Annotated in this window: 23 protein-coding genes; 5 read left to right on the top strand and 18 right to left on the bottom strand. The window is 68.1% G+C overall.

The genetic code is table 11. The annotated features are described in order from the left end of the window. Nucleotides 1-170: 170 nt before the first annotated feature. Entirely contained in the window at nucleotides 171-1,034 is an 864-nt protein-coding gene (locus FBY20_RS00925) for a pirin family protein (protein ID WP_142049397.1), read from the bottom strand. A 172-nt stretch (nucleotides 1,035-1,206) separates the two neighbouring features. On the opposite strand from FBY20_RS00925, the gene FBY20_RS00920 reads away from it, so the two are divergent. From FBY20_RS00920 to FBY20_RS00905, 4 genes are all read left to right on the top strand, one after another. After that, the gene (locus FBY20_RS00920; protein ID WP_142049394.1) at nucleotides 1,207-1,758 is read left to right on the top strand and encodes a DNA-deoxyinosine glycosylase; all 552 of its coding nucleotides are present in this window, start codon (nucleotides 1,207-1,209) and stop codon (nucleotides 1,756-1,758) included. Between the two features lie 127 nt (nucleotides 1,759-1,885). After that, on the top strand, nucleotides 1,886-2,659 hold the full coding sequence (gene dsrO, locus FBY20_RS00915; protein WP_142049391.1) for a sulfate reduction electron transfer complex DsrMKJOP subunit DsrO: 774 nt from the start codon (nucleotides 1,886-1,888) through the stop codon (nucleotides 2,657-2,659). A gap of 19 nt (nucleotides 2,660-2,678) precedes the next feature. Continuing rightward, nucleotides 2,679-3,713 (top strand): NrfD/PsrC family molybdoenzyme membrane anchor subunit, encoded by a 1,035-nt coding sequence (gene nrfD / locus FBY20_RS00910; protein ID WP_142049389.1) that lies wholly within the window; start codon nucleotides 2,679-2,681, stop codon nucleotides 3,711-3,713. A 37-nt stretch (nucleotides 3,714-3,750) separates the two neighbouring features. After that, nucleotides 3,751-6,951 carry a tetrathionate reductase subunit A gene (locus FBY20_RS00905; RefSeq protein ID WP_370458361.1) on the top strand — a complete coding sequence of 1,067 codons (3,201 nt, stop codon included), beginning with the start codon at nucleotides 3,751-3,753 and terminating at the stop codon, nucleotides 6,949-6,951. Between the two features lie 37 nt (nucleotides 6,952-6,988). Here FBY20_RS00905 and ccmI read toward each other — a convergent pair whose 3' ends face one another. From ccmI to FBY20_RS00825, 16 genes are all read right to left on the bottom strand, one after another. Further along, nucleotides 6,989-8,260 (bottom strand): c-type cytochrome biogenesis protein CcmI, encoded by a 1,272-nt coding sequence (ccmI, locus tag FBY20_RS00900; protein ID WP_142049386.1) that lies wholly within the window; start codon nucleotides 8,258-8,260, stop codon nucleotides 6,989-6,991. Then, nucleotides 8,257-8,703: a cytochrome c-type biogenesis protein gene (locus FBY20_RS00895; protein WP_370458360.1), complete on the bottom strand. Its 447-nt coding sequence runs from the start codon at nucleotides 8,701-8,703 to the stop codon at nucleotides 8,257-8,259. The genes ccmI and FBY20_RS00895 overlap by 4 nt, the downstream gene beginning before the upstream one ends. Nucleotides 8,704-8,828: 125 nt before the next feature. Then, entirely contained in the window at nucleotides 8,829-9,350 is a 522-nt protein-coding gene (locus FBY20_RS00890) for a DsbE family thiol:disulfide interchange protein (RefSeq protein ID WP_142049383.1), read from the bottom strand. Continuing rightward, nucleotides 9,350-11,374, bottom strand: coding sequence for a heme lyase CcmF/NrfE family subunit (locus FBY20_RS00885; RefSeq protein ID WP_142049380.1), 2,025 nt, complete (start codon nucleotides 11,372-11,374; stop codon nucleotides 9,350-9,352). Before FBY20_RS00885 ends, FBY20_RS00890 begins: the two co-directional genes overlap by 1 nt. Further along, a complete protein-coding gene (ccmE, locus tag FBY20_RS00880; RefSeq protein ID WP_255452196.1) occupies nucleotides 11,371-11,892 on the bottom strand; it encodes a cytochrome c maturation protein CcmE in 522 nt (173 codons plus the stop codon). Before ccmE ends, FBY20_RS00885 begins: the two co-directional genes overlap by 4 nt. Beyond that, nucleotides 11,889-12,038, bottom strand: a complete 150-nt coding sequence (gene ccmD / locus FBY20_RS00875; protein WP_056316183.1) for a heme exporter protein CcmD — start codon at nucleotides 12,036-12,038, stop codon at nucleotides 11,889-11,891. The genes ccmE and ccmD overlap by 4 nt, the downstream gene beginning before the upstream one ends. Beyond that, on the bottom strand, nucleotides 12,035-12,871 hold the full coding sequence (gene ccmC / locus FBY20_RS00870) for a heme ABC transporter permease CcmC (protein WP_254595391.1): 837 nt from the start codon (nucleotides 12,869-12,871) through the stop codon (nucleotides 12,035-12,037). The genes ccmD and ccmC overlap by 4 nt, the downstream gene beginning before the upstream one ends. Before the next feature lie 8 nt (nucleotides 12,872-12,879). Continuing rightward, nucleotides 12,880-13,545: a heme exporter protein CcmB gene (ccmB, locus tag FBY20_RS00865; RefSeq protein WP_056316187.1), complete on the bottom strand. Its 666-nt coding sequence runs from the start codon at nucleotides 13,543-13,545 to the stop codon at nucleotides 12,880-12,882. Beyond that, nucleotides 13,511-14,194: a heme ABC exporter ATP-binding protein CcmA gene (gene ccmA, locus FBY20_RS00860; RefSeq protein ID WP_056316190.1), complete on the bottom strand. Its 684-nt coding sequence runs from the start codon at nucleotides 14,192-14,194 to the stop codon at nucleotides 13,511-13,513. The genes ccmB and ccmA overlap by 35 nt, the downstream gene beginning before the upstream one ends. Next, nucleotides 14,181-14,819 (bottom strand): cytochrome c3 family protein, encoded by a 639-nt coding sequence (locus tag FBY20_RS00855; RefSeq protein ID WP_056316193.1) that lies wholly within the window; start codon nucleotides 14,817-14,819, stop codon nucleotides 14,181-14,183. Before FBY20_RS00855 ends, ccmA begins: the two co-directional genes overlap by 14 nt. Before the next feature lie 16 nt (nucleotides 14,820-14,835). Further along, the gene (locus FBY20_RS00850; protein ID WP_056316196.1) at nucleotides 14,836-15,312 is read right to left on the bottom strand and encodes a nitrate reductase cytochrome c-type subunit; all 477 of its coding nucleotides are present in this window, start codon (nucleotides 15,310-15,312) and stop codon (nucleotides 14,836-14,838) included. 18 nt (nucleotides 15,313-15,330) lie between these two features. Continuing rightward, on the bottom strand, nucleotides 15,331-17,826 hold the full coding sequence (napA, locus tag FBY20_RS00845; protein ID WP_056316199.1) for a periplasmic nitrate reductase subunit alpha: 2,496 nt from the start codon (nucleotides 17,824-17,826) through the stop codon (nucleotides 15,331-15,333). Beyond that, entirely contained in the window at nucleotides 17,810-18,151 is a 342-nt protein-coding gene (locus tag FBY20_RS00840) for a chaperone NapD (RefSeq protein ID WP_142049377.1), read from the bottom strand. The genes napA and FBY20_RS00840 overlap by 17 nt, the downstream gene beginning before the upstream one ends. Beyond that, a complete protein-coding gene (napE, locus tag FBY20_RS00835; protein WP_056316205.1) occupies nucleotides 18,151-18,309 on the bottom strand; it encodes a periplasmic nitrate reductase, NapE protein in 159 nt (52 codons plus the stop codon). The genes FBY20_RS00840 and napE overlap by 1 nt, the downstream gene beginning before the upstream one ends. A gap of 236 nt (nucleotides 18,310-18,545) precedes the next feature. Continuing rightward, the gene (locus tag FBY20_RS00830; RefSeq protein WP_142049374.1) at nucleotides 18,546-19,406 is read right to left on the bottom strand and encodes a 3-keto-5-aminohexanoate cleavage protein; all 861 of its coding nucleotides are present in this window, start codon (nucleotides 19,404-19,406) and stop codon (nucleotides 18,546-18,548) included. Next, on the bottom strand, nucleotides 19,403-20,365 hold the full coding sequence (locus tag FBY20_RS00825) for a 3-hydroxyacyl-CoA dehydrogenase family protein (RefSeq protein ID WP_142049371.1): 963 nt from the start codon (nucleotides 20,363-20,365) through the stop codon (nucleotides 19,403-19,405). Before FBY20_RS00825 ends, FBY20_RS00830 begins: the two co-directional genes overlap by 4 nt. Before the next feature lie 123 nt (nucleotides 20,366-20,488). Between FBY20_RS00825 and FBY20_RS00820 the strand changes: the two genes are divergently transcribed. After that, entirely contained in the window at nucleotides 20,489-21,397 is a 909-nt protein-coding gene (locus FBY20_RS00820) for a LysR family transcriptional regulator (RefSeq protein WP_142049368.1), read from the top strand. An 87-nt stretch (nucleotides 21,398-21,484) separates the two neighbouring features. Here the strand turns inward: FBY20_RS00820 and FBY20_RS00815 are convergent, their stop codons facing one another. Next, nucleotides 21,485-23,920, bottom strand: a complete 2,436-nt coding sequence (locus FBY20_RS00815; protein WP_174245381.1) for a TonB-dependent receptor — start codon at nucleotides 23,918-23,920, stop codon at nucleotides 21,485-21,487. Nucleotides 23,921-23,945: the final 25 nt, after the last annotated feature.

The raw sequence follows: 23,945 nt of genomic DNA, 5'->3' as shown, positions 1-23,945 counted from the left end.
CTGCAGACGTGCAGCAGCCGTCCGGTATGTTCCTGTTATGCATTGATGGCCATGCGGTGGCCTGGACAGACCCACATGGCGCCGCCCTGCAATGGCTGTGACCCAGCGATTCCTACGCTGATCAACGTAGGAATCGCCATGGAGAAGATGCGAAAGACCGCTATCAACCCTTACCCCATCTGCCCATACTTTCCGGCATTGAAGTCCTGGATCGCCTCGACGATTTCCGCTTGCGAGTTCATCACAAACGGCCCATACCCGACCACGGGTTCATCGATCGGCTCCCCGCTCAAGATCAAAAACACCGCGTCGTTATTCGCTTCGACCGTGATGTCCTCTCCCTCTTTGGAGAACAGTGCCAATTGCGCATCCCGCGCCACGGATTCGCCGTTGACCAGCACCGTGCCGCGCAGCATGACGAGCATGCTGTTGCGGCCTGCGGCAACGGGGAAGGTTGCCGTCTTGCCCGCCGCCAGCTTCACGTCCCACACGTCCATCGGCGTAAAGGTCCGCGCGGGGCCTGTTTGGCCAGCGTAATTGCCTGCGATCACGCGTAGCGTGCCGGCGTCGTCGGGCAGGTCCACGACAGGGATGTCTGCGTTCAGAATGCCCTGGTAGCCGGCCGGCGCCTTCTTGTCCTTGGCGGGCAGGTTGACCCAGAGCTGCACCATTTCCAGTTTGCCGCCCGTGCGGGTGAAGGCGTGGGAATGGAATTCCTCGTGCAGGATGCCGGACGCCGCCGTCATCCACTGGACGTCGCCGGGGCCGATGACGCCGCCGTTGCCGGTGGAGTCGCGGTGCTCGACTTCGCCGCTGTAGACGATGGTCACGGTCTCGAAGCCGCGGTGCGGGTGCTGGCCGACGCCGCGGGGCTTGCTGGCCGGACCGAATTCGGCGGGGCCGGCGTAGTCCAGCAGCAGGAACGGGCTGGTGTCGCGGCCCTTGTCGTTGTACGAGAACATGGAGCGCACCGGAAATCCGTCGCCCACCCAGTGGGGACGGGGGCTGGCGTGCACGCCGAGGATCTTCTTCATGGTGAGGTTTCCTGTTGCGCGGCCCCTTCGGGGCCGTTCGTCATAGGGAAGAAGATAAGGGCGCGGCGGCATTCCCGGTAGTGCTCGTGATTGATAAGCACCGTTCCATGTGGCGAACGATCAATGCGGGCGAGGCGGGCGGGCCAGCGTCGCGGCGGGTATTCTTCCGGGCATGGACAAGATCAGGGTCGACATCGCGGCGGCGCGGCGCGAGGCGGTGGTTACGGGATTTGCCCCGGTGGTGGGGGACGGCCCGCGCGTGCTGGTGCTGGGCTCCATGCCGGGCGTGGCGTCGCTGCGGCAGGCGCAGTATTACGCGCATCCGCGCAACGCATTCTGGCCGCTGGCGGCGCGGATCTTCGGGTTTGACGCCGGGCTGGGCTACGACGAGCGGTTGCAGGCGCTGCGGGCGAACCGCGTGGCGCTGTGGGATGTGCTGCAGGCGTGCGAACGGCCGGGCAGCCTGGACGCCGATATCCGGGGCGACACGCTGGTGCCGAACGATTTCAACGCCTTCCTGGACCGCTATCCTTCGATCGCGCGCATCTGTTTCAACGGCGCGAAGGCCGCGGCGATGTTCCGGCGGCATGCATTGCCCAACCTGCCTGCCGCCGCCTCGATCCAGTTTTTCGAACTGCCTTCGACCAGCCCCGCGCACGCTTCGGCCAGCTTCGCGCAGAAACTGGCTGCCTGGGAACCGGCGCTGACGCTTCCACCGCCCTGACGAGGCGTCCAGGCCAAACGCCCGCCGCTACCCTAACTCCGTCCCCCAATTGACGCTTATCAAGGCTCTATATAACTACAAGTGATAAGTTAATTTCCGTAACACCTAAACGTTTCGGAGTTTAACGATGCACACCCCCACCAGTCCCCCGGAAACACCGCTGCCGGGCAAGCGTGGCTTTCTGAAAGGGCTGCTCGGCCTGGGCGCCGCGGCCACCGTCATTCCCATCCACGCCGACGCCGCGCCCGGGCTCAATGGCCAGCCGCCGCGCCGGCCCGGCATGGCGGGCAAGCGCTACGGCATGGTTGTCGACATGCGCAAATGCATCGGCTGCCAATCTTGTACGGTGAGCTGTTCGCTGGAGAACGTGCAGCCCATCGGGCAGTTCCGCACGACCGTCCTGCAGTACGAGGTCACGCCCGACGCGGGCGGGCCGTGTTCGATGGTCATGCTGCCGCGCCTGTGCAACCACTGCGACAAGCCGCCCTGTGTGCCGGTCTGCCCGGTGCAGGCGACCTTCCAGCGCGAAGACGGCATCGTGCTGGTCGACAACGCGCACTGCGTGGGGTGCGGTTACTGCGTGCAGGCCTGTCCCTACGATGCGCGCTTCATCAATCACGAGACCCAGACGGCCGACAAGTGCACGTTCTGCGAGCACCGGCTGGAAGCGGGGTTGCTGCCCGCGTGCGTGGAAAGCTGCGTGGGCGGCGCCCGGGTGATCGGGGACATGAACGATCCGGACAGCGCCATTTCGCGCTTGCTGGCCGAACACAAGGCCGACATCAAGGTGCTCAAGCCCGAGATGAAGACCGATCCCCACGTCTTTTACATCGGCCTGCCCGATGCGTTTGTTCACCAGGTCGACGGCCAGGCCGGCGTGCGCCTGGCGGGCGGCCACTGAGCCAAGGAAGGGGACACTCATGCAAATCTCTGAATTGCTCACGCCGGTCTACGACGCCGCCTGGCTGCCTTGGGCCGTGCAGTATTTCTTTCTTATCGGCATCAGCGCCACCACCGCGCTGACCGCCGCCTTTGCGGCCTTCGGCCGGGCCGACTCCGACGCGCGCCGCCTGCTGCCGGCGGCGGTGACGGTGCTGCTGGTCAGCGCCATCGCCGCGCCGGTGTCGCTGTTGGCCGACCTGCACCAGCCCGGCCGCTTCTGGCACTTCTATGCGCACATCACGCCGTGGTCCTGGATGTGGCTGGGGGCATTGCTGCTGCCGGTCTTCGTGACGCTGGCGCTGCTGTTCTGCGCGGTGTGGTGGTGGGGCCGGATGGGGTGGCTGCGGGTGGTGGCGGCGGCGCTGGCGCTGTCGGCGCTGTCCATTCTGGTCTACACCGGCGCCGAGGTGATGGTGCTGCGCTCGCGGCCGCTGTGGCACACCATGTTCCTGCCGGTGAACTTTGCGCTGACCGCCTGGCTGGGCGCGCTGGGCGCGATGTTCCTGGTGGGCCGCTGGCTGCCCGGCGGACTGCGCGTGCTGCCGGTGGCGATGCTGCGCCGGCTGAGCGTGACCGCGGTCGTGATGATGGCGATGGGCGCGGGGGCGTGGGCGTTGCTGGGCCTCTCGGGACTGGATGCGTCTTTCGAGGCGGCGCTGCGGCTTTTCGCGGACTTTCCGGTCTGGCGTCTGAGCCTGGCGGGCGCGGTGATCACGGCGTTCTGCATCGTCGCGCTGTTGCAGCGGCCGGCGCGCACGCTGGCCGCGCCCCTGCCGTCGGCCGTGTTGGCGCTGACCATGCTGGGCGCGGCGTGGATCTTCCGCTGGGTGGTCTTCATGAGCGTGCAGGGCGTGCCCAAGTACGGCGCGGGGCTGTACCTGTACGACATGCCCTGGGGCAGCGACGGGCTGCTGGGCATGGTGGGCGTGCTGGGGCTGTGCGTGGCGCTGATCACCGTCGTGACCTGGGCCCTGGACATCTACCCCGCGCGCGCACGCGCCGTGGCCGCTTGAGCGCGCGCCGAGACGAAAGCACATGGATAAGAACGCAATGGACAAGCAACACAAAGACGACAAGCCCGGCGCCGCGGACGATGGCCCGGATCTGCCTCGCGACGAGGCCCGGCGCAAGCTGATGGTGCGCGGCGGCCTGGCGGCCGGCGGCATGGCGGCGTTTGCCGCGGGCTACGGCGACACGGTGGTCAAGGCGGTCAAGGGGCTGGCGCAGGGCACGGCCGGCGTGCCGACGGCGCATGCCGTGCGCGGCAACTCGCTGCCGCCAGAGTTCCGCATCGATCCGCTGACCGGTGCGCTCAGCGCCCAGCCGGGGCAGACGGTCAGCCCGTCGAGCTGCCTGGGCTGCTGGACGCAATGCGGCGTGCGGTTGCGTGTGGACACGGCCGGGAACCGCATCCTGCGCGTCGCTGGCAACCCGTATCACCCGCTGGCCACGACGCGGCCCGCGGCCATGGAGACGCCGGTGCGCGAGGTCTACGCGCAGCTGGGCGGCGACAGCGGCCTGGAAGGGCGCGCCACCTCGTGCGCGCGGGGTTCGGCCATGCTGGAGCAGATGGACAGCCCGTATCGCGTGCTGCAGCCTTTGAAGCGGGTGGGCAAGCGCGGCGAGGGCAAGTGGCAGACGATCAGCTTCGAGCAACTGGTCGAGGAAGTCTGTGAAGGCGGCGATCTGTTTGGCGAAGGCCACGTGGACGGCCTGCGCGCGATCTACGACCGCGAGACGCCGCTGGACGCCGACAATCCCGAGTACGGCGCGAAGGTCAACCAGTTCCTGTTCACCGACGCCTCCAACGAAGGGCGCACGCCGCTGATCCAGCGCTTTGCGGGTCAGTCCTTCGGCACCGTCAACTTCAGCAATCACGGCTCGTACTGCGGGCAGAGTTTCCGGGTGGGGGCGGGCGCGGCGCTGGGCGACCTGAAGGGCATGCCGCACGGCAAGCCGGACTGGGACAACGCACGCTTCGGGCTCTTCATTGGCGCGGCGCCGGCGCAGGCGGGCAATCCCTTTCAACGCCAGGCCCGTCAGCTGGCCGAGGCGCGCGTGCGCCCGCAGGAAACGGGATTCAGCTACGTGGTGGTGTCGCCCGTGCTGCCGGCCTCGTCCAGCCTGTCGGCGGGATCGGGCAATGAATGGGTGCCCGTCAATCCGGCTAGCGATCTGGCGCTGGCCATGGGGCTGATCCGTTGGATTCTGGACAACGAACGGTTCGACGCGCGCATGCTGGCGCAGCCGGGCCCCGCCGCCATGAAGGCGGCGGGCGAAGCGGCGTGGACCAACGCCACGCATCTGGTGGTGGCCGAACCGGGCCATCCGCGCCTGGGCGCCTTTTTGCGTGGCGCCGATATGGGCTGGGCGCGCCCGGCCGACGCGGACGAGAAATGGGAGGACGTGTACGTCGTGCGTCTTGCTGACGGCACGTTGGCGCCGCACACGACGGCCTCGCCGGCCGCGCTGTTTGTCGACGAGCCGGTCGCCGCGCCCGGGTTGGCCGGTACGCAAGGGGCGCTGCGGGTGCGGACCTCGCTGGACCTGCTGCGCGAAGAAGCGCGCCGCAAGACGCTGGACGAGTACGCCGCGCTCTGCGGCGTGCCGGCAGCGAAAATCGCGTCCCTGGCCGAGCTTTTCACCAGTCACGGCAAGCGCGCCGTGGCCGATGCGCACGGCGGCACTATGAGTGGCGCGGGCTTCTACACCGCCTACGCCATCGCCATGCTCAACACGCTGGTGGGCAACCTGAACGTGGAAGGCGGACTAGTGCTGGATGCCGGGCCGTTTCCGCCTTACGGCGCGGGGCCGCGCTACAACATTGCCGGCTTCGCGAACAAGGCCACGCCCAAGGGCGTGTCGCTGTCGCGCAACCGCTTTCCGTACGAAAAATCCAGCGAATTCAAGCGCAAGAAGGCCGCGGGCCAGCCTGCCTATCCGGCAGCCGCGCCGTGGTATCCGGCGACGGGCGGCCTCAGTTCCGAGATGCTGGCCTCGGCGCTGGCGGGTTATCCGTACCGTGCCAAGGTCTGGTTCAACCACATGAGCAACCCGGTCTACGGCATTGCCGGGTTCAAGCACGTGGCGCTGGAAAAACTGAAGGACCCGCGCATCCTGCCGCTGGCGGTGTCGATCAACCCTTTCATCAACGAGACCAACGCGCTGGCCGATTACATCGTGCCGGACACGGTCACGTACGAAAGCTGGGGCGTGTCGGCGCCGTGGGCGGACGTGGTGGCCAAGGCCTCGACGGTGCGGTGGCCCACCGTGCAGCCGCGCGTGGCGCGCACGGCCACGAACGAGCCGGTTTGCCTGGAGACCTTCCTGATCGCGTGCGCCAAACGCCTGGCCATGCCGGGATTCGGCGAGGGCGCGATTTCAGACAAGGAGGGCGCCAAGTACGCGCTGGATACGCCCGAGGACTTCTTTCTGCGCGGCATGGCGAACATCGCGTTTGCCGCGGGACGGCCGGTGCCGCAGGCCAGCGACGACGACATGGCGCTGACCGGCGTCGACCGCTATCGCGACCTGTTGCAGGCCAAGCTCAAGCCTGCCGAATGGCGGCAGGTGGCCATGCTGATGAGCCGCGGCGGGCGATTCGACCAAATGGACGACGCCTGGACGCAAGAAGGCGGCCAGACGCGCCGCACGCGCGTGGCGCACGCCAAGCCGCTGCAGGTGTGGAGCGAAGAGCTGGCGGGCTTTCGTCATGCGATGACGGGCGAGCGGTACAGCGGCTGTCCCACCTGGTATCCGACCAGGCTGGCGGACGGGCGCGACATGCGCGATGCGTATCCGCGGCAGGAGTGGCCGTTCCTGCTGAGTTCGTTCAAGTCCAATCTGATGAGTTCGTTGTCGATTGGCGTGAACCGCCTGCGCCAGGTGCATCCGCACAACCCGGTGTCGATCAACCGGCAGGACGGCGAACGGCTGGGCATCCGCAACGGCGATACGGTGCGCATCGTCACGCCGGGCGGGTCGGTGACAGGGCCGGCGTTGGTGCGCGACGGCGTGCAGCCGGGCGCGGTGGGCATCGAGCACGGCTACGGCCACACCGAGCTGGGCGCGCGGGTTCATGTCGTGGATGGCAAGCCAATGCCGCATGATCCGGCGCTGGCCGCGGGCGTCAACCTGAACGACCTGGGTTTTGGCGACGCGACGCGGGGCCAGCACGCCAACGTCTGGATCGATTGGGTGTCGGGGGCGGCGGTGCGGCAAGGCCTGCCTGCCCGGATCGAGCGGGTCTGACGGCTGGGGGGCCGGCCCGCGTGCGCGGCGGTAAGCGTCAGGGTACGACGGTGTCGGCCACCAGCGCCAGGCCTTCCGCCCGAGGCCCCACATCCGTCAGCACGCCGTTCAGGTCTCCGGGCTGGGCGGCGGCGTTGCCCGAGCGGCTGACGCGAATCTCCACACGCACCTTGCCGGCCTTGGACAGCGTGGCGTCCGGCGACATGGCGGTGCTGTCGTCCAGCACGAACGCCCGCGGCAGGTCCGCGGCCTGCATCTTCAGGATGGCGACGGGCATGCGCGATCCTGTCATGGGGCGCGCCAGGATGAAAACGGTGTCGGTCGGGCGGACCTGATCGCGCAGGGCGTCGGCGATCCGCGCCTGGCCGGCGAGCCGGGCGGTCGTGACCGAAGCGCCGGCGGAAGGGTCGGGCGCCGCTGCGTCGGGCGCCGTTGCGGCGGCTCCCCCGGCCGTGCCGCTTGCCGCCATGGCGCGCGCCTGGGCGATGTTCGTCTGGATCTGCCGCGCGGCCTCAGAGTCCTGGGGCAGCAGCGCGCGCAGCCGTTCCCAGTGCGTCAGCGCGTCGGCGGCGTCGCCGCGGCGCAGCGCCATCATGCCGGCCAGCGCCAGGGCCTTGGGCTGGTCGGGATCGGCCTGAAGCGCTTGCGCAACGGCGGCAATGGAGGCCTCGTCGGGCTGTCCCTGCCGTGCCGACAGCAGCGCGTCGGCCAGATCGGCCAGCACGGCGGGTTGGCCGGGCACTAACCGCAGCACTTCCTGATAAGCGGCGACGGCGTCGTTGTAGCGGCCCAGCGTTTCGTAGGAACGCGCCAGCATGTACCAGCCGTCGGCGTCATCGGGCGAGGCGCGCAGGCGCTGGGCCAGCGCGTTGATCGCCAGCACCATGTCGTTGTCCGCCGCCTGCGAATGCGGCTCGGGCGCCTGTGACAAGGCGACGGTGGCGGCCGCGCGCGGATTGCCTAGCTGGCCGTACAGCAGCACCGCGGCCACCGGAACGGCCACCGTCAGCACGCAGGCCGCGGCCAGGCCGGCGCGCTGGCCTCCCAGCCGCGCGCGCGGATCGCGGCGCATTGCCAGATCCTGCAGCAGGTCGCGCTGCAGTTCTTCGTCGGCGCGGGCGTGCGCCTGCGGGGTGAGGGCGCCGTTGGCGAGATCGCGGCGCAGTTGTTCGCGCTGCGCAAGGTAGAAGGCGCGCACGCTGGCGTCCGACGCGGTCTCCGCGGCCGGCGTGCGGCGCAGCAGCGGCGGCACCAGGCAGAGCAGGGTGGCCAAGAGCAGGGCCAGGACAATGAGCCAGAGCGTGGTCATGAGCCGGAATCCAGGAAGCGGGCCGCGCGGGCGCGTTCGTCCGCGGTCAGCGGCGCACGCACGCCGGCACGCCGCTTGAGTGTGCGCACCAGCACCAGAAAGCCCAGCGCCAGCAGCGCGAAGGGTCCCAGCCAGAGCAGCCAGGTGACCGGCTTGAACGGCGGGTCGTAGCGCACGAAGTCGCCGTAGCGGTCTTCGAAAAAGCGCATGATCTGCGCGTCGGTCTTGCCATCGGCAAGCTGCCCGCGAATGAGGTTGCGCATGTCCTGCGCCAGCGGCGCATTGGATTCGGCCAGGGTCTGGTTCTGGCAGACCAGGCAGCGCAATCCATGCGCCAGCTTGTCGGCGCGCTGCTCCTGTTCGGCCGACAGCACGGCGGGGGGCGCGGCATTGGACGCGGGCGCGGCAAGCAGGGCGGCGGGCAGCAGCACAAGGCTTAGCAGTAGCGGCGGAAGCAGACGATGCAGCGAAAGATGACGCAGCGAAAGGTGACGCAGCGAAAGGTGACGCAGCGAAAGGTGACGCAGCGAAAGACGAAGCAGCGGGCAAGGCTGATAAGGCGCGGCGGTCATTGCAGCGCCTCGATGACAGGTTGCAGGCGGGTGCGCCATAGCTCCGGCGTGATGAGGCCCAGGTGCTTGTAGCGGATGCGGCCGTCGCCGTCGATCACGAAGGTCTCGGGCACGCCGTAGACACCGTAGTCGATGCCCACGCGCCCGTCGACGTCGCTGGCGGAGGCCAGGTAAGGATTGCCGTTGCGCGCCAGCCATTGGCGCGCCTCGTCAGGCTTGTCCTTGTAATTCAGCCCATAAAGCGCAATGCCGTGGCGCTGCGCGGCCTCGCGCAGCACGGGCAGTTCGTCCTTGCAGGGGCCGCACCAGGACGCCCACACATTCAGCAGCCACACCTTGCCGCGCTGCGACTCCACATCCAGCGTCTTGCCGGGCTCCAGCAGGTCGGGCAGGCCGATGGCGGGCGCGGGTTTGTCGATCATTGCGGACGGCACCGCGCGCGGGTCGCGCGACAGCCCCTTCGCCAGGAACACCGCCATTGTCAGAAAGATCGCAAGCGGCAGCAGATAGCGCAGCATCAATAGCCCTCCCGCGCCGCGCGGGCGGTCTCGGGCAGGCCGGCCTGCGCTGCCCGCTGTGCCTCTGCCTTGTTCTGCGCTTGCTGCGCACGCCGGTAGCGGCCGTCGCCCGCCGCCAGCAGGCCGCCCAGCGCCATCAGGATGCAGCCGGTCCAGATCCAGGTCATGAAGGGTTTGACCTGGATTCGCACGGTCCAGGCGTTGCCGGCCACCGGTTCGCCCAGCGCCACGAAGAGGTCGCGGGTAAAGCCGCTGTCGATGTCGGCCTGGCTGAGCGCCATGTCCTGCACGGTGTAATGGCGCTTTTCGGGATACAGCGTTACCACCGGCTTGCCGTCCCGCACGACGTGGAATACCGCGCGTTGCGCGGTGTAGTTGGGACCGGTGGCCGGGCCGATGCCGGCAAACGTGAATTGGTAGCCGCCGGCTTCCTGCGTGGCGCCCACGTCCACGCGCAGTTCGCGCTTGTCCTCGTAGCCGTTGGCAAGCGTGACGCCCGCGATGAAGATGCCCACGCCCACGTGCGCCAGCAGCATCCCGTACCAGGCGCGCGGCTGGCGCGTAAGCCGCCGCAGCACCTCGCCGTCGCCATCCATCAGGCGCTGGCGCGCGTGCGCCGCGGCGCTGGCCACAGACCAGGCGGCAAGCCACAGGCCCAGCACGATCATCGGCGAACCAAAGCGCGACGGCCCGGGCATTGCCAGCGGCACCAGCACCGCCGTCAGCACGCTGACCACGAAGGCCACGCGCAGGCGTTTGCCCAGCTCGGGCACCTCGGCCTGTTTCCAGCGCGCGACGGGTCCCACCCCCATCAGGAAGATCGCGGGTGTCATCAGCGGCACGAACACGGCTTCGAAGTAGGGCGGCCCGATGGAGATCTTGCCCCACTCCATCACGTCCAGCACGACGGGGTACAGCGTGCCCAGCAGCACCGAGCCCGCCGCGACTGTCAGCACCACGTTGTTGGACAGCAGCAGCGATTCACGCGACAGCAGCGAAAAGCCGCCGCCCAGCCCGACGGTGGGCGCGCGCCATGCGTACAGGGCAAGCGAGCCGCCCACGATCAGCGTCATGAACGCGAGGATGTACAGCCCCCGGCCCGGGTCCACCGCAAACGCGTGAACCGACGTCAGCACACCCGAACGGACCAGGAACGTGCCCAGGATGCTGAGCGAAAACGTGCAGATGGCCAGCAGCACGGTCCAGCTTCGGAATGCGCCGCGCCGCTCGGTCACGATCAGTGAATGGATCAGCGCCGTGCCCGCCAGCCACGGCATGAACGACGCGTTCTCGACCGGGTCCCAGAACCACCAGCCGCCCCAGCCGAGCACGTAGTAGGCCCACGCGCTGCCCAGCAGGATGCCGATGGTCAGGAACGTCCACGCGGCCAGCGTCCACGGCCGCACCCAGCGCGCCCACATCGCGTCCAGCTCGCCCGACAGAAGCGCCGCGATGGCAAAGGCGAACGCCACCGAGAACCCCACGTAGCCCATGTACAGCATGGGCGGATGCACGATCATGCCGGGGTCCTGCAACAGCGGGTTCAGGTCGCGGCCCGCCATGGCGGGCGGGATCAGGCGCTCGAACGGATTGGACAGGAACAGCATGAACAGCAGGAAACCCACGCTGATCCAGCCCATCACCGCCAGCACGCGGCCGACGAAGGGCAGGGGCAGCCGCTTGCTGCATAGCGCCACCGCCAGCGTCCACGCGGTCAGCAGATACAGCCACAGCAGCAGCGACCCTTCGTGTCCGCCCCACACCGCCGCGAAGCGGTAGCCGGCCGGCAGGTCGGCGTGGGAATTCGCGGCCACATACAGCACCGAAAAATCGTTGTGCACGAACGACCACGCCAGGCAGGCGAAGGCCAGCGTCGTCAGGCCGAACTGGCCAATGGCGGCGGGCCGGGCCACACGCAATCCGGCCTGCCAGCCGGTGGCCGCGCCGATGAGCGGCAGGGTGCCTTGCGCCACTGCGACCAGCAGCGCGAGGATCAGGCAGAAAAGACCGATTTCGGGGATCATCGCGCCTCCGCCTGAAGGGCTGGGCCGTAGCCCGATGCCGGTACGCCCGATGCCGGTACGCCGGCCGCCGGTACGCCCGCCGCACCCTGCGCGCGCTGCTCCGCCTTCTTGATCGCGTCGGCGGCTTCGGGCGGCATGTAGTTTTCGTCGTGCTTGGCCAGCACCTCGGTCGCGAGGAATACGCCGTCCGTGCCCATCTTGCCCGCCACCACCACGCCCTTGCCCTCGCGGAACAGGTCGGGCAGCAGGCCCTGGTAGGTGACGGGCACGGCGTGGGCGGTGTCCGTCACCGCAAAGCGCAACGTCAGGCCGTCGGCGTCGCGGCGCAGCGAGCCTTGTTCGACCAGCCCGCCCACGCGGAAGCTGCCGCTGGCGGGCGCCTCGTGCGCCACCACCTGCGTCGGGCTGAAGAAGAACACCAGGTTCGATTGCAGCGCGTTGAGCACCAGCGCGGTGGCCAGGCCCAACAGGCCAAGGCCGCCCACGATGGCGAGCGCGCGGCGTTTGCGCGGGGTCATCGGCGCGGCCCTCCGGGGCGGCGCGCGCGGCGTGCGCGCCGCCACAGCGCCAGCACTTCCCACGCCATCAGCGCGATCGTGACGCCATAGGCGCCCATCAGGTAGGGCCCGTGGCCCTGCAGCGAAAAAAACGTATCCCAGTTCATGGCGCCTCCGACCGCGTGCCGCGTTGCACGCCGCCAGCCGCCGCGCTGTCCGGCGAACCGGCCGCCGGCGTGCCACCCGATGGCACGGCGCCCGGCTCGCGCTCCGCAATGATTCCGCGCACGCGCGCCAGCGCGACCGCCGCGCTGTACAGCCAGAAGGCCGCCACCATCAGCAGCATGGCGGTCACCATGACGCGCGCCATGCTGGGGGCCGACGTCAGGTTGATCGAGGCGCCCTGGTGCAGCGTGCTCCACCATTGCACCGAGAAATAGATGATCGGCACGTTCACCACGCCCGCCAGCAGCAGGATGGCGCCGCCGCGGTCCGCGCGCTGCGTGTCGTCGGTGGCGGCCTGCAGGGCCATGAAGCCCAGGTACAGGAACAGCAGGATCAGCTCGGACGTGAGCCGGGCGTCCCAGACCCACCACGTGCCCCAGGTCGGCTTGCCCCACAGCGCGCCGGTCCACAGCGTCAGGAAGGTAAAGAGCGCGCCCGTGGGCGCCAGCGCGCGCATCATCATGAACGACAGGCGCGTATTGAAGATGAGGCCCAGCGCCGCATAGCCCGCCATCACCAGATACAGGAACATCGACATCCAGGCTGCGGCCACGTGGATGAAGAGGATGCGGTAGACCTCGCCCTGCTGGCTGTCGATGGGGGCCACCACGAGGCCCGTGTACAAGCCGGCCGCGGCAAGCAGGGCGGCGCCCGCCGCGAAGAACGGAATCATCCGCCCGGCCAGCGGATAGAACAGCGCGGGCGACGCATAGCGCAGCCAGCTTGACCGCGCGGCGGCGGGGCGGGGAGCGTCGAAGGTGGAGGGATTGTGCATGGATAACCTCAGTCCAGCGCCACGCGCAGCGCCGCCGATGCGCCCCAGGGGCAGAGCAGGATCGCCAGGCAAAGGCCTGCGCCCAGCAGCGACAGCTGCGGTCCCGCGCCCAGCCCGGCGTGCGTGGCCGTCACGGCGCCCGCGCCAAAGATCAGCACCGGCACATACAGCGGCAGCACCAGGAGCGGCAGCAGTGCGCCGCCGCGCAGTCCCAGCGTCAGCGCCGCGCCCAGGCCGCCCACCAGCGCCAGCGTCGGCGTGCCCAGCAGCAGGGACAGCACCAGGATGCCGATGGCGTGCGGCGGCAGGCCGAATTGCAACGCCAGCACCGGGCTGGCAAGAATCAGCGGCACGCAGGTGCTGAACCAGTGCGCGCCCAGCTTCACGCCCACCAGCATGGGCAGCGGATGCGGCGACACCAGCAGCTGCTCCAGCGCGCCGTTGTCGTAGTCCTGCGCAAACGGGCGATTGAGGCTGAGCAGGATGCCCAGAAGCGCGCAGACCCACAGCACGCCGGGCCCGATTGCCAGGAGCAGCACGGGATCGGGCCCCACCGCCAGCGGGAACAGCGACCCCGTGACGATGAAGAACAGCGTCGCGCCCAGCGTGTCGGCCGGTCGACGCCAGGCCAGCCGGACTTCACGCAGCGCCAACTGAGACAACGTTGCCAGCATCCGCGTAGTCATCCATGTTCAGGGTTTGGGTGTGTTTGGCAGGGGTTGCCGGGCCGCGATGCGAGGCGACGACGGCCGCGCCGCCCGCCGCCAGATGGGCGGCAAGCGCCTCGCCCAGCTGGTCCAGGCTGGCCGCGTCCAGGCCGGCGTCGGGTTCGTCCAGCAGCCACAGCGGCTTGGCGCCCAGCACCACGCCGGCCAGCGCCAGCCGGCGGCCCTGGCCTTGCGACAGGCGGGCGGCCGGCGTGTGCAGGCAGCCGCCCAGCCGCCACGTCTGCAGGCAGGCAGCGATCGCGTCGTCGCCGTGCGGCGTGCCGGCCACGTGCAGCGCGCAGCGCAGGTTTTCCAGTGCGGTCAGGTCGCCCGACAGGCCATTGCCGTGTCCCAGATAGGCCGTGCGCGCAAAGTGCGCCGCCGGATCGCGGCGGATATCGCCGTCCTGGCCGATGACGGCGCCGTCCAGCGGCCGCAACAGGCCCGCCAGCATCCGCAGCAGACTGGTCTTGCCGCTGCCATTGGCGCCTTGTACATGCAGCAGCTGACCGGCATGCACGTCGAAATCCAGCGGCGCGGACCCTTCGGGAGATCCGCGCCGGCTGACCAGCCCGCGCGCGCTCAGCATCGGCGGCGGCGCGTCAGCGGGCCGCATTGGCGACCTCTTTGGACGCCCTGGCCGGCGGCGTCGCTTCAGAGGTCTGGCCAGGCGGTATGTGCGGCAGCGTGTGGGCGATGCCCTTGTGGCAGTCGATGCAGGTCTTGGAGCGGTCGGCCAGGTAGGTCGAGTGCATGTTTTGCGCGCGCACGCTCTGGCGGGTGAAATCCATGTACTCGTAGTTGTGGCAGTTGCGGCATTCCAGCGAGTCGTTGGCCTTGAAGCGCGCCCACTCGTGCTGCGCCAGCTCCAGCCGCTTGTCCACGAACTTCTCGCGCGTGTCGATGGTGCCGAAGATCTTGCCCCAGACTTCCTTGGACGCCTGCATCTTGCGGGCGATCTTGTCGGTCCAGTTGTGCGGCACGTGGCAATCCGAGCACAGCGCCCGCACGCCCGAGCGGTTGGTGAAGTGGATCGTGCCCTTCAGTTCCGCGTACACGTTGTCGCGCATTTCATGGCAGCCGGTGCAGAACTTCTCGGTATTCGTCAGCTCCATGGCCGTGTTGAACGCGCCCCAGAACAGGATGCCGCCGATGAATCCGCCCACGGTCAGAAAGCCCAGGCTGAAGTGCACGCTGGGCCGGCGGATGATGTTCCAGTAACGCTTGATGAGCTTGACCATGACGGGCTCCTGTCCCTCACTTCTTGTCGGGCGCCGGGGCGGAGAGGCGCTTGAGGATCACGTCGATGTCCTGGAAGTTGTTGGGGACCAGCGGCTTGGCCTCCGTTTGCGGAACGTGGCACTGCAGACAGAAGTAGCGGCGCGGCGACACTTCGGCCAGCACGTTGCTGTCACGGTCCATGTAGTGCGTCACGCTCAGCGGCACCGCCTGCGTCTGCTCCGTGTTGACACGGGCGTGACAGGCCAGGCAGCGGTTGAAGTTCTTGTCGATCTGGTAGCCGTCGATCTTGTGCGGAATGGTCGGCGGCTGCATCGAGTACGTGCGCATGCGCCGCACGTCGCGGTTTTCAACCGGGGGCATCAGGGGCGGCGTGGCCGATTCGGTCAGCGGCGTCGGCCCCCGCATCGGATCGACCATCGGGTCGGGCGGGGCGGCCCACGCGTTGGAACCAATCAGAAAGGCGATGGCGATCGAAGTGGCGCGAATGTTCATGAGCGTCTCCGTCGGCCGTCAAGCCTTGGTGATCTTGACCGCGCACTTCTTGAAGTCGGTCTGGAACGAGATCGGATCGGTGGCGTCGAGCGTGACCTTGTTGATCAGTTGGCCGGCGTCGAACCAGGGCACGAACACCAGGCCGCGCGGCGGCTTGTTGCGCCCGCGCGTCTCCACGCGGGTCTGCATCTTGCCGCGCCGCGACGCGATCTCCACCAGTACGCCGCGCCGCAGCCCCATGGCCTGCGCGTCATCCGGGTGCATGAAGCAGACCGCATCGGGGAAGGCGCGATACAACTCCGGCACGCGCCGCGTCATCGAGCCGGAGTGCCAGTGCTCCAGCACGCGGCCGGTGGACAGCCAGAAGGGATATTCCTCGTCCGGCACCTCGGGCGGCGGCTCGTAGGGCAGGGCATAGATGTTGGCCTTGCCGTCCGGGTTGCCATAGAAATTGAAGCCGGAGCCGACCTTCACATACGGGTCCGCCTTCTCGCGGTACCGCCAGCGTGTCTCGACCCCGTCCACGACAGGCCAGCGCAGCCCGCGCACCTGGTGATAGGTGTCAAAGGGCGCCAGGTCGTGGCCATGGCCGCGGCCGAACTCGGCGTATTCCTCGAAGAGCCCCTTCTGCACGTAGAAGCCGAACGCCTTGGCCTCGTCGTTGGCGTACTCCGGGTCCAGCTCCGTGTTCGGAAACTTGTTGACCTTGCCGTTCTCGAACAGCACCTGAAAGAGCGTCTTGCCTCGAAGTTCGGGCTTTTTGGCCAGCAGGTCCGCGGGCCAGACCTCGTCGGTGGTGAAGCGCTTGGAGAACTCCATCAATTGCCACAGATCCGACCGCGCGCCGCTGGGCGCGTTGACCAACTGGTGCCAGAACTGCGTGCGCCGCTCGGCGTTGCCGTAGGCGCCTTCCTTTTCGACCCACATCGCGGTGGGCAGAACCAGATCGGCCGAGATCGTGGTGACCGTCGGGTAGGCGTCGGACACCACGATGAAATTGGCGGGGTTGCGGTAGCCGGGGTAGCCTTCGTTCAACATGTTGGCCGCGGCCTGCATGTTGTTGTTGACCATCACCCAGTAGGCGTTGATGGTGCCGTCCTTCAACATCCGGTTCTGCAAGACCGCGTGGGCGCCAACCTTTTCGGGGATGGTGCCGTCGGGCAGCCCCCAGACTTCTTCGGCGCGCGCCCGGTGCTTGGGGTTGGTCACGACCAGATCCGCGGGCAGGCGGTGCGAGAACGTGCCCACCTCGCGCGCCGTGCCACAGGCGGACGGCTGGCCCGTCAGCGAAAACGGGCTGTTCCCCGGGGTGGAGATCTTGCCCGTCAGCAAATGGATGTTGTAGACCAGGTTGTTCGCCCACACGCCGCGGGTGTGCTGGTTAAAGCCCATGGTCCAGAACGACATGACCCGGATCTTCGGGTCGGCGTACAGCTCGGCCAGCGCTTCCAGATTCCGCGCCGGCACACCAGTCAGCTTGGCGGTGTATTCCAGGTCGTACTTGGAGACGAACTTCGCGTACTCATCGAAGGTGATCGGGCGCGACCCGCCGGCATTGTTGGCGTTCTTGGCGGCCTTTTGCAGCGGGTGCTCCGGACGCAGGCCATAACCGATGTCGGTATTGCCCTCCAGGAACCGGGTGTGCTCGTCGACGAACTCGCGGTTGACACGCTTGGTCTTGATGATGTGGTTGGCGATGTAGTTCAGGATCGCCAGGTCGGTCTGCGGCGTGAACGTCAGCGACACGTCGGCCAGCTCATACGACCGGTTCTCGAAGGTGGACAGCACCACCACCTTGGTATTGGGCTTGCTCAGCCGCCTGTCGGTCACCCGCGTCCACAGGATGGGGTGCATTTCGGCCATGTTGGCGCCCCACAGCACGAAGGCGTCGGCGCTTTCAATGTCGTCATAACAGCCCATGGGCTCGTCGGCGCCAAACGTGCGGATGAAGCCCACCGCCGCCGACGCCATGCAGTGGCGCGCGTTCGGGTCGAGGTTGTTGGTGCGGAACCCCGCCTTCATCAGCTTGAGCGCGGCGTAGCCTTCCCAGATGGTCCATTGGCCCGAGCCGAACATGCCGACGGCTTCGGGGCCTTTGTCCTTGAGCACGCGCTTGAACTGTTCGGCCATGACGTCAAACGCCTGGTCCCACGAGACCGGGGCCAGTTCGCCATCCTTGGCGTACTTGCCGTCCTTCATGCGCAACAGCGGCGACGTCAGCCGGTCGTTGCCGTACATGATCTTGGACAGGAAATAGCCCTTGACGCAGTTCAGGCCGCGATTGACTTCCGCGTTGAAGTCGCCGTGCGTTGCCACGACCTGGTTGTCCTTCACCGCGACGTTCACGCCGCAGCCGGTCCCGCAGAATCGACAGGGCGCCTTCGACCACTTCAGCTTGGCGGCTTCCGATTCGGTCACGATGTTCTGCGTGTAGCCCACGATGGGGATGCCGGCTACCGTGGCGGCAGCGGCGGCGGCAGATTGCTTGATGAACTCTCTACGAGCCATGGACATCGTCAATCTCCTCATTCATCGCGGCAAGCGTGTCGGAATGCTGATACACCAACGCCGAGGCCAGTACGCCATCCAGCCGCTGGATCTGCGCGATGCGCGCAAGCATGTCTTCGGTAGAGGGGGCTTCCAGCGTGACCACCAGCTTGCCGGTCTCGGAAGCGCCGTGGATCTCGCCGCCGTCGATCGCAAGGATCGCGCCGCGAACATCGGCCAGCCGGCGCGGGGCGGCATGCACCACCATGCTGGCGATGTGCAGCTCGGGCGCCGCGCTACAGGACGTGGGGGCGGGCCGATTGTCGAGGGAAGGGGGGAGGGCGCTTGTCATCAGCTTCCCGGGGGGCCTGCAAACATCTGGTAAATCCAGACCGCAAAACCGTACCCGGCCACGATGACTACTGCCAGCACCGGAGCCATGACTGCCGCCAGGAACAGGAAACTTCGGAATTCCTGGGCTTTTGTGTAGCCATCGGATTCGTCTTGCACACACCACCTCGCTGCAAAAACTTGTAGGGGTATTGCGTCAAACGTACTGATGCGAAAGTTTGTAGCAGATGAGTTTGCGCCGCGTCAATGTTGCAACACAGCGAAATATTCGAGAAGGTACTGCGGACTGTTTACGCTGCGATGACGGGAAAGACAGTCCGTGCAGACGCCAGCGCAGATGTCAGCGGAGCCGCGTGCGGCCACGTCGGCCGACCGCGGCGCCGCCCGCCGCTGCGTCAGCCGATCGCGCCGTAAATGCGCCGGGCGTCCGCCGCCTTCGCCAGCGGCCGGCCCAATGCCTGCGCGCCTTGCGCGGCTTGCGCCACCAATGCCGCGTTGTCCGGGGCGATCGTCCCGTCGCGCAGCTTCAGGTTGTTCTCAAACCCCACCCGCATGTGCCCGCCAAACGCGGCAGCCGTCGTGACGCAGGCGTTTTCCTCGGGGCCGAAGGCGCAGATGGCCCACGGCAGCGAATGGTCGTAGGCGGCCAGAAAGGGCAGCAGGTCGTACGCCGACGACGTCTGCCCGGAGCTGTAGCGCCCCAGCACGAACAGCACCGACCACGCGCCGGGCGGCACCAGCCCGCGCGCGCGCAGCGACAGCCAGCGGCGCACGTCGGCCTCGTCGTACAGGATGATCTGCGTCATGATGCGGCGCTCGGCCAGCCACGCCAGGAAGGCGGCCAGTTCCGCTTCGGAAATGCCCGGCACGGCAATTTCGCGCAGGCCGATGGAGACGGCCTCGGGCTGCAATTCGCGCACCATCGCGATCTGTTCCGCGGCCTGGTACACACCCGCCGCTTCGCTGGTCACCTGCACCAGCAGTTCGTCGCCGACTGCCTTGTGCACCGCGGCAAGCGCGTCGCGATAGGCCTGGGCATCCAGCAGGTGGCTGCCATCGGGTTTGCGCACGTGCATGTGCATCATGGCGGCGCCGGCGTCCAGGCAGGCCCGGGCCTCGCTGGCCAGGGCCTGCGCGGTCAACGGTACGGCAGGGTGGTCGGCGGCCTTCTTGTAGGCGCCATTGGGCGCGACGGTGATGATGACGGGCGAGTCGGCCAGCGCGGCGCGCGGCAGGACGGGGGCCGGGGCGCTCATGGCTGGATCTCCGGCAGTTCGGGGGCAATCAGGTCCAGGCCCGCGCGCAGCAGTCTGTCGTAGCGCGCGCGTTCGGCGGCGATGGTCTCGGGCGTCCAGACATGGAAGCCTTCGCCGGCCTTCATGCCGTGGCGCCCGTCGGCGGCGCGTTCGGTCAGGCAGCGAGCCGGGTGGTCGGCGTTGCAGAAGGTGGGATACATCGTGGCGCCGGCCGCCGCGTGAACGTCGATGCCGGCGTGGTCGCGCTGCATGACGGGGCCCGCCGCCAGGAACCGGAAGCCGAAGCCGAAGCGCACGGCGGCGTCCACGTCCTCGGGCGACGCGATGCCGCGGTCGATGAGGTCAAAGGCTTCGCGCGACAAGGCGTGCTGCAGGCGGTTGGCCAGAAATCCGGGCAGATCCTGCTTGACCTTGACCGGCACGCTGCCGCAACGCCGCATGAACGCAATCAGCGTGTCGGCGCAGGCCTCGTCGCTGGCCTCACCCAGCACCACTTCCACCAGCGGCACCAGGTGCGCGGGCATGAAAAAGTGCAGGCCCAGCATGCGGCCGCGCGTGTCCAGCCCCTGGCTGATTGCACTGATCGGAAAGCTGGAACTGTTGCTGGCCAGGATGGCGTCCGGCCGCGTGCGCCGCGCCAGGTCCGCAAACAGGGCCTGCTTGATGTCCAGCCGCTCGGGAATGCACTCGATGACCAGATCCACGGTGGACCAATCCACCGCGTCCAGCGACGGCGCGGTGGCCAGCAACGTGGCGTTCGCCTCGCGCCCGATGACCTTCAGGTTCTCCGCCACCCGCGCCGGCACGCCGGCCGCGCGCTCGGCATTCGATTCGATCACCGTCGTGCGGCACGCCGCGCGCGTCAGCACGACGGCCACATCCGCGCCCATCGTGCCGCCGCCCACCACCACCGCATGCGCCGCGCCCGGATTGGGCAGCGCCTTCGCGTCCTTTTGCATGCTGTTCTCCTGATTCTGGAAACCCGTCTGGAGGCGAGTGTAGAGAAGCGCAGTTGATTGATGAATCAGAATTTTTGAATAGAATGATCGGTCAATCAGATCAATAACGCCCGGGGACAAACCATGCAGATCAATCTCTCGATGCGCGACATCGACACCACGCTGGTGCTGGGCCGCACGCTCAATTTCCGGCAGGCCGCCGGGCAGCTGCATCTGTCGCAGTCGGCGTTGTCCACGCAGATCCAGCGGATCGAGGAGGCGCTGGGCGTGCGCCTGTTCGACCGCACGACGCGCACCGTGCGGCTGACGGCCGCGGGCGAGGTCTTTCTGCAGCAGGCCGCGACCCTGCAGGCGGCGTTTCGCGACGCGATCGCTGCCGTGAGCGGCATTTCCAGCGCGGAAGAGGGCCAGGTGTCGGTCGCCGCGCTGCCGTCGCTGGCGGCGCGGCTGCTGCCGCGGGTGCTGATGACCTACCGCCAGGCACACCCGCATGTCGCGCTGAAAGTGCGCGACACGCTGTCCGGCCCGGCCTTCGATCTGGTGCGTGCGGGCGAAGTGGATTTTGCCCTGACCGCCGCCGACCCGCAGCACGCCGACCTGCACTACGTGCCGCTGATGTCCGACAGCTTCATCCTGCTGATCCCCGAGGGGCATCCGCTTGCGCGCGCAAAGGGTCCGCTGCGCTGGGCCGACACGGCCGGCGCGGAGCATGTGTCAATGGTCCACCCGAGCAGCGTGCGCCAATACACGGAATGGGCCTTCCTGCAGAACCGCATCCGCTTTGCGCCCGCGTTCGAGGCCGAGCACCTGACCACGATCGTGGCCATGGTGGAATGCGGCTTCGGCGTGGCCGCGCTGCCAGAGATCGCCGCCGGCGCGGTGGCGCAGACCGGCATCGTGCAGCGCCGCCTGACGGCGCCGGTGGCCGAGCGCTCAATTGGCTTGGTGACGGCGCGCAACCGCAGTCTGTCACCCGCCGCCGTGGCGCTGGTGCAGACGCTTCGGGAGTACGTGGCGTCGCAGCCGCGATGAAAAAAGCCGGCCTCGTTGCGGAGGCCGGCTTTGCGGCAGGCAGTTGATTCGCGGCGCGGGGGCCGCGAATCCTTGCAGGCGTACGGATCAAAAATCAATCTGCGCCGACAACAAGAACGTGCGCGGCGCGGCCACCGTCGCGTACGAGCCGCTGGCCAGCCAGAAGTCCTTGTTGAACAGGTTTTCGATATTCGCGCGGAACACCACGGAGCGGCCCAGGATTTCGGTGTTGTAGCGCGCGCCGATGTCGTAGCGGGTCCACGAGGGCAGGGTCAGCGTGTTGGCCGCGTTGAAGTACATCGACGAGGTGTGGATCACGCGGGCGTTCAGGCTCAGGCCGCGCACCCAGGGGGTGTCCCAGTCCACGCCCAGGTTGAAGGTGTTCTTCGGCACGCCGTTGGCTTCGTTGCCGTCGTTCACGCCGCCCGCGGTGCGCTTGAGGGTGGCGTCGTAGAACGTGGCGCTGGCCATCATGCGCAGGCCCGGCATGGCTTCGCCGAAGGCCGACAGTTCCAGGCCGCGGTTGCGCTGTTCGCCGTCGAAGCTGTAGATCCGCGTGTCGGGATCGGTCATCGAGTTGGGGCGCGTGATCTGGAACACCGAGGCGCTGGTGATGATCTTGCCCCAGTCGACCTTGACGCCCGCTTCGTATTGCTTGGACTTGTAGGGCGCAAACACCTGGCCGGCGTTGGCGGCCGTGGCGGGGGCGATGCCGCCGCGGGTCAGGCCGGAGGTGAAGTTGCCATACAGCGAGACGTTGGAAATCGGCTTGAACACGATGCCGGCGACCGGGGAAATCGCGCTTTCGTCATAGGCGTTCAGGCGCGCGCCGGTGGCGGTGGAATAGTTGTCCAGCGCGACGCGCTGGTTGCGCAGGCCGCCGGTGATCAGCAGGGTGTCGTCGGCGAAGGACAGGGTGTCGGTCAGCGTGTAGCTGGTCAACTCGGTCTTGGACGCCTTTTGCGGCGCGCCACGGTAGGCCGTGACCGGGGGCAGCGGCGCGGGGCGGTAGATGCTGGACGGCACGCCCGGGCCCGAGGACGTGACGTAGGCGTTGCCGGACTCCTGGTCCAGGCGCGTGGCCGACAGGGTGACGGTGTGGCCGACGCCCCAGGTGTCGAAGCGGGCGCGCAGGCCGACGTCGCCCGTCCAGGTGCGCGAATACGAGTCGTAATAGGCGTTGGATACCGTGAAATTGCCCAGCGCATCGGCGGGGCCGGACGGGAAGGTCTGCTCGGCGGTGCCGTAGCGGTAGCCGGTCGCGCCGTAGACCATCAGGTGATCGTTGATGTCGTACTCGAGGCGGGTGGCCACGGTCGAGTCGTTCAGCTTGAGCTTGGTGCCGGGATAGAAGTTGCGGTGGCCGGACGGCGGCGACGGCAGCGAGGTCACGTTCGACTGGAAGCCGATCTGGGGACGGAAATTGTCGATGTCTTCATGCTGGGTGTAGGCGTCCAGCGACCAGCGCAGCTTCGTGCCGCGGTAGTCGAGCGCCAGCGCGCCCACGCCTTGCTCCTGCTTGCCGTCGTCGATGTTGGTGTCGCCGTTGCTGTAGACGCCGTTGACGCGGATGCCCCATTCGTTGTTCTCGCCAAAGCGCCGGCCCATGTCGAGCTGGCCGCCCAGTTGCGATTTGCTCTGGTAGGTGGTGGTCAGGCGGGTCAGGGGTTCGTCGCCCGCGCGCTTTGTGACGATGTTGATGCCGCCGCCGATGCTGCCGCTGGGGCCGATGCCGTTCATCAGCGTGCCGGGGCCCTTCAGGACTTCGACGCGCTCCATCATGGCTGCGGGCATGCGGCTCGCGGACGCCAGGCCGTACAGGCCGTTCAGGCCCACGTCGCCTGCCGCGACGGAAAAGCCGCGGATCTGGAATTCATCGGAGAAGCCGCCGCTGGACGTGGTGGTGCGCACCGAGGACTCGCTGATGACGATGTCGGCCAGCGTGCGGGCCTGCTGGTTCTCGATCATCTGCGCGGTGTAGTTGGTAGTGCTGAACGGCACGTCCATGACGTCGCCCGTGCCCAGCACGCCCAGGCCGCCGCCGCGCGCCACCTGGCCGCCCGCAAAGGGCGCGGGCAGGGTGGGATCGGCGGCCGAGGCGGTGACCGTGACGGCGGGCAGTTGCGTCGTGGCGATGCCCGCGCCGGCCGGGCGGTCCAGCACATAGCTGCCATTGGACTGCGGCAGCACGCGGATGCCGGTGCCGGCCAGCAGGGTGTCCAGCCCGCCGCGCACGCCGTAGGTGCCGCGCAGCCCATTGCTTTGCAGGCCAGCCGTCACGTCGGGCCGGAACGACAGCACGATGCCGGCTTCACGCCCGAAGCGGCCCAGCGCGTCCTCAAGCGTCCCCGCGGGAATGTCGTAGCTGCGCGTGGCGGCGGCCTGCGCGTGGGCGGCAGTGGGGACGGCCAGTGCGGGCGTCGCAAGCAGCGTGGCGGTGGCGATGCGGCCCGCCAGGCGCGCCGTGGCTGCGCGGCGCAGGATGCGGGAGGACTGGCGCTTGGGCGCCCGGACGTGATTCATGAACTGGCCTTTCAGAGAGGTGAGG

The organism is Achromobacter sp. SLBN-14 (assembly GCF_006715415.1).
In the GTDB taxonomy this organism is placed as follows: Bacteria; Pseudomonadota; Gammaproteobacteria; order Burkholderiales; family Burkholderiaceae_B; genus Achromobacter; species Achromobacter mucicolens.
The sequence above is the reverse complement of the archived record's forward strand: the minus strand, read 5'-3'. Positions and strand labels throughout refer to the sequence as shown.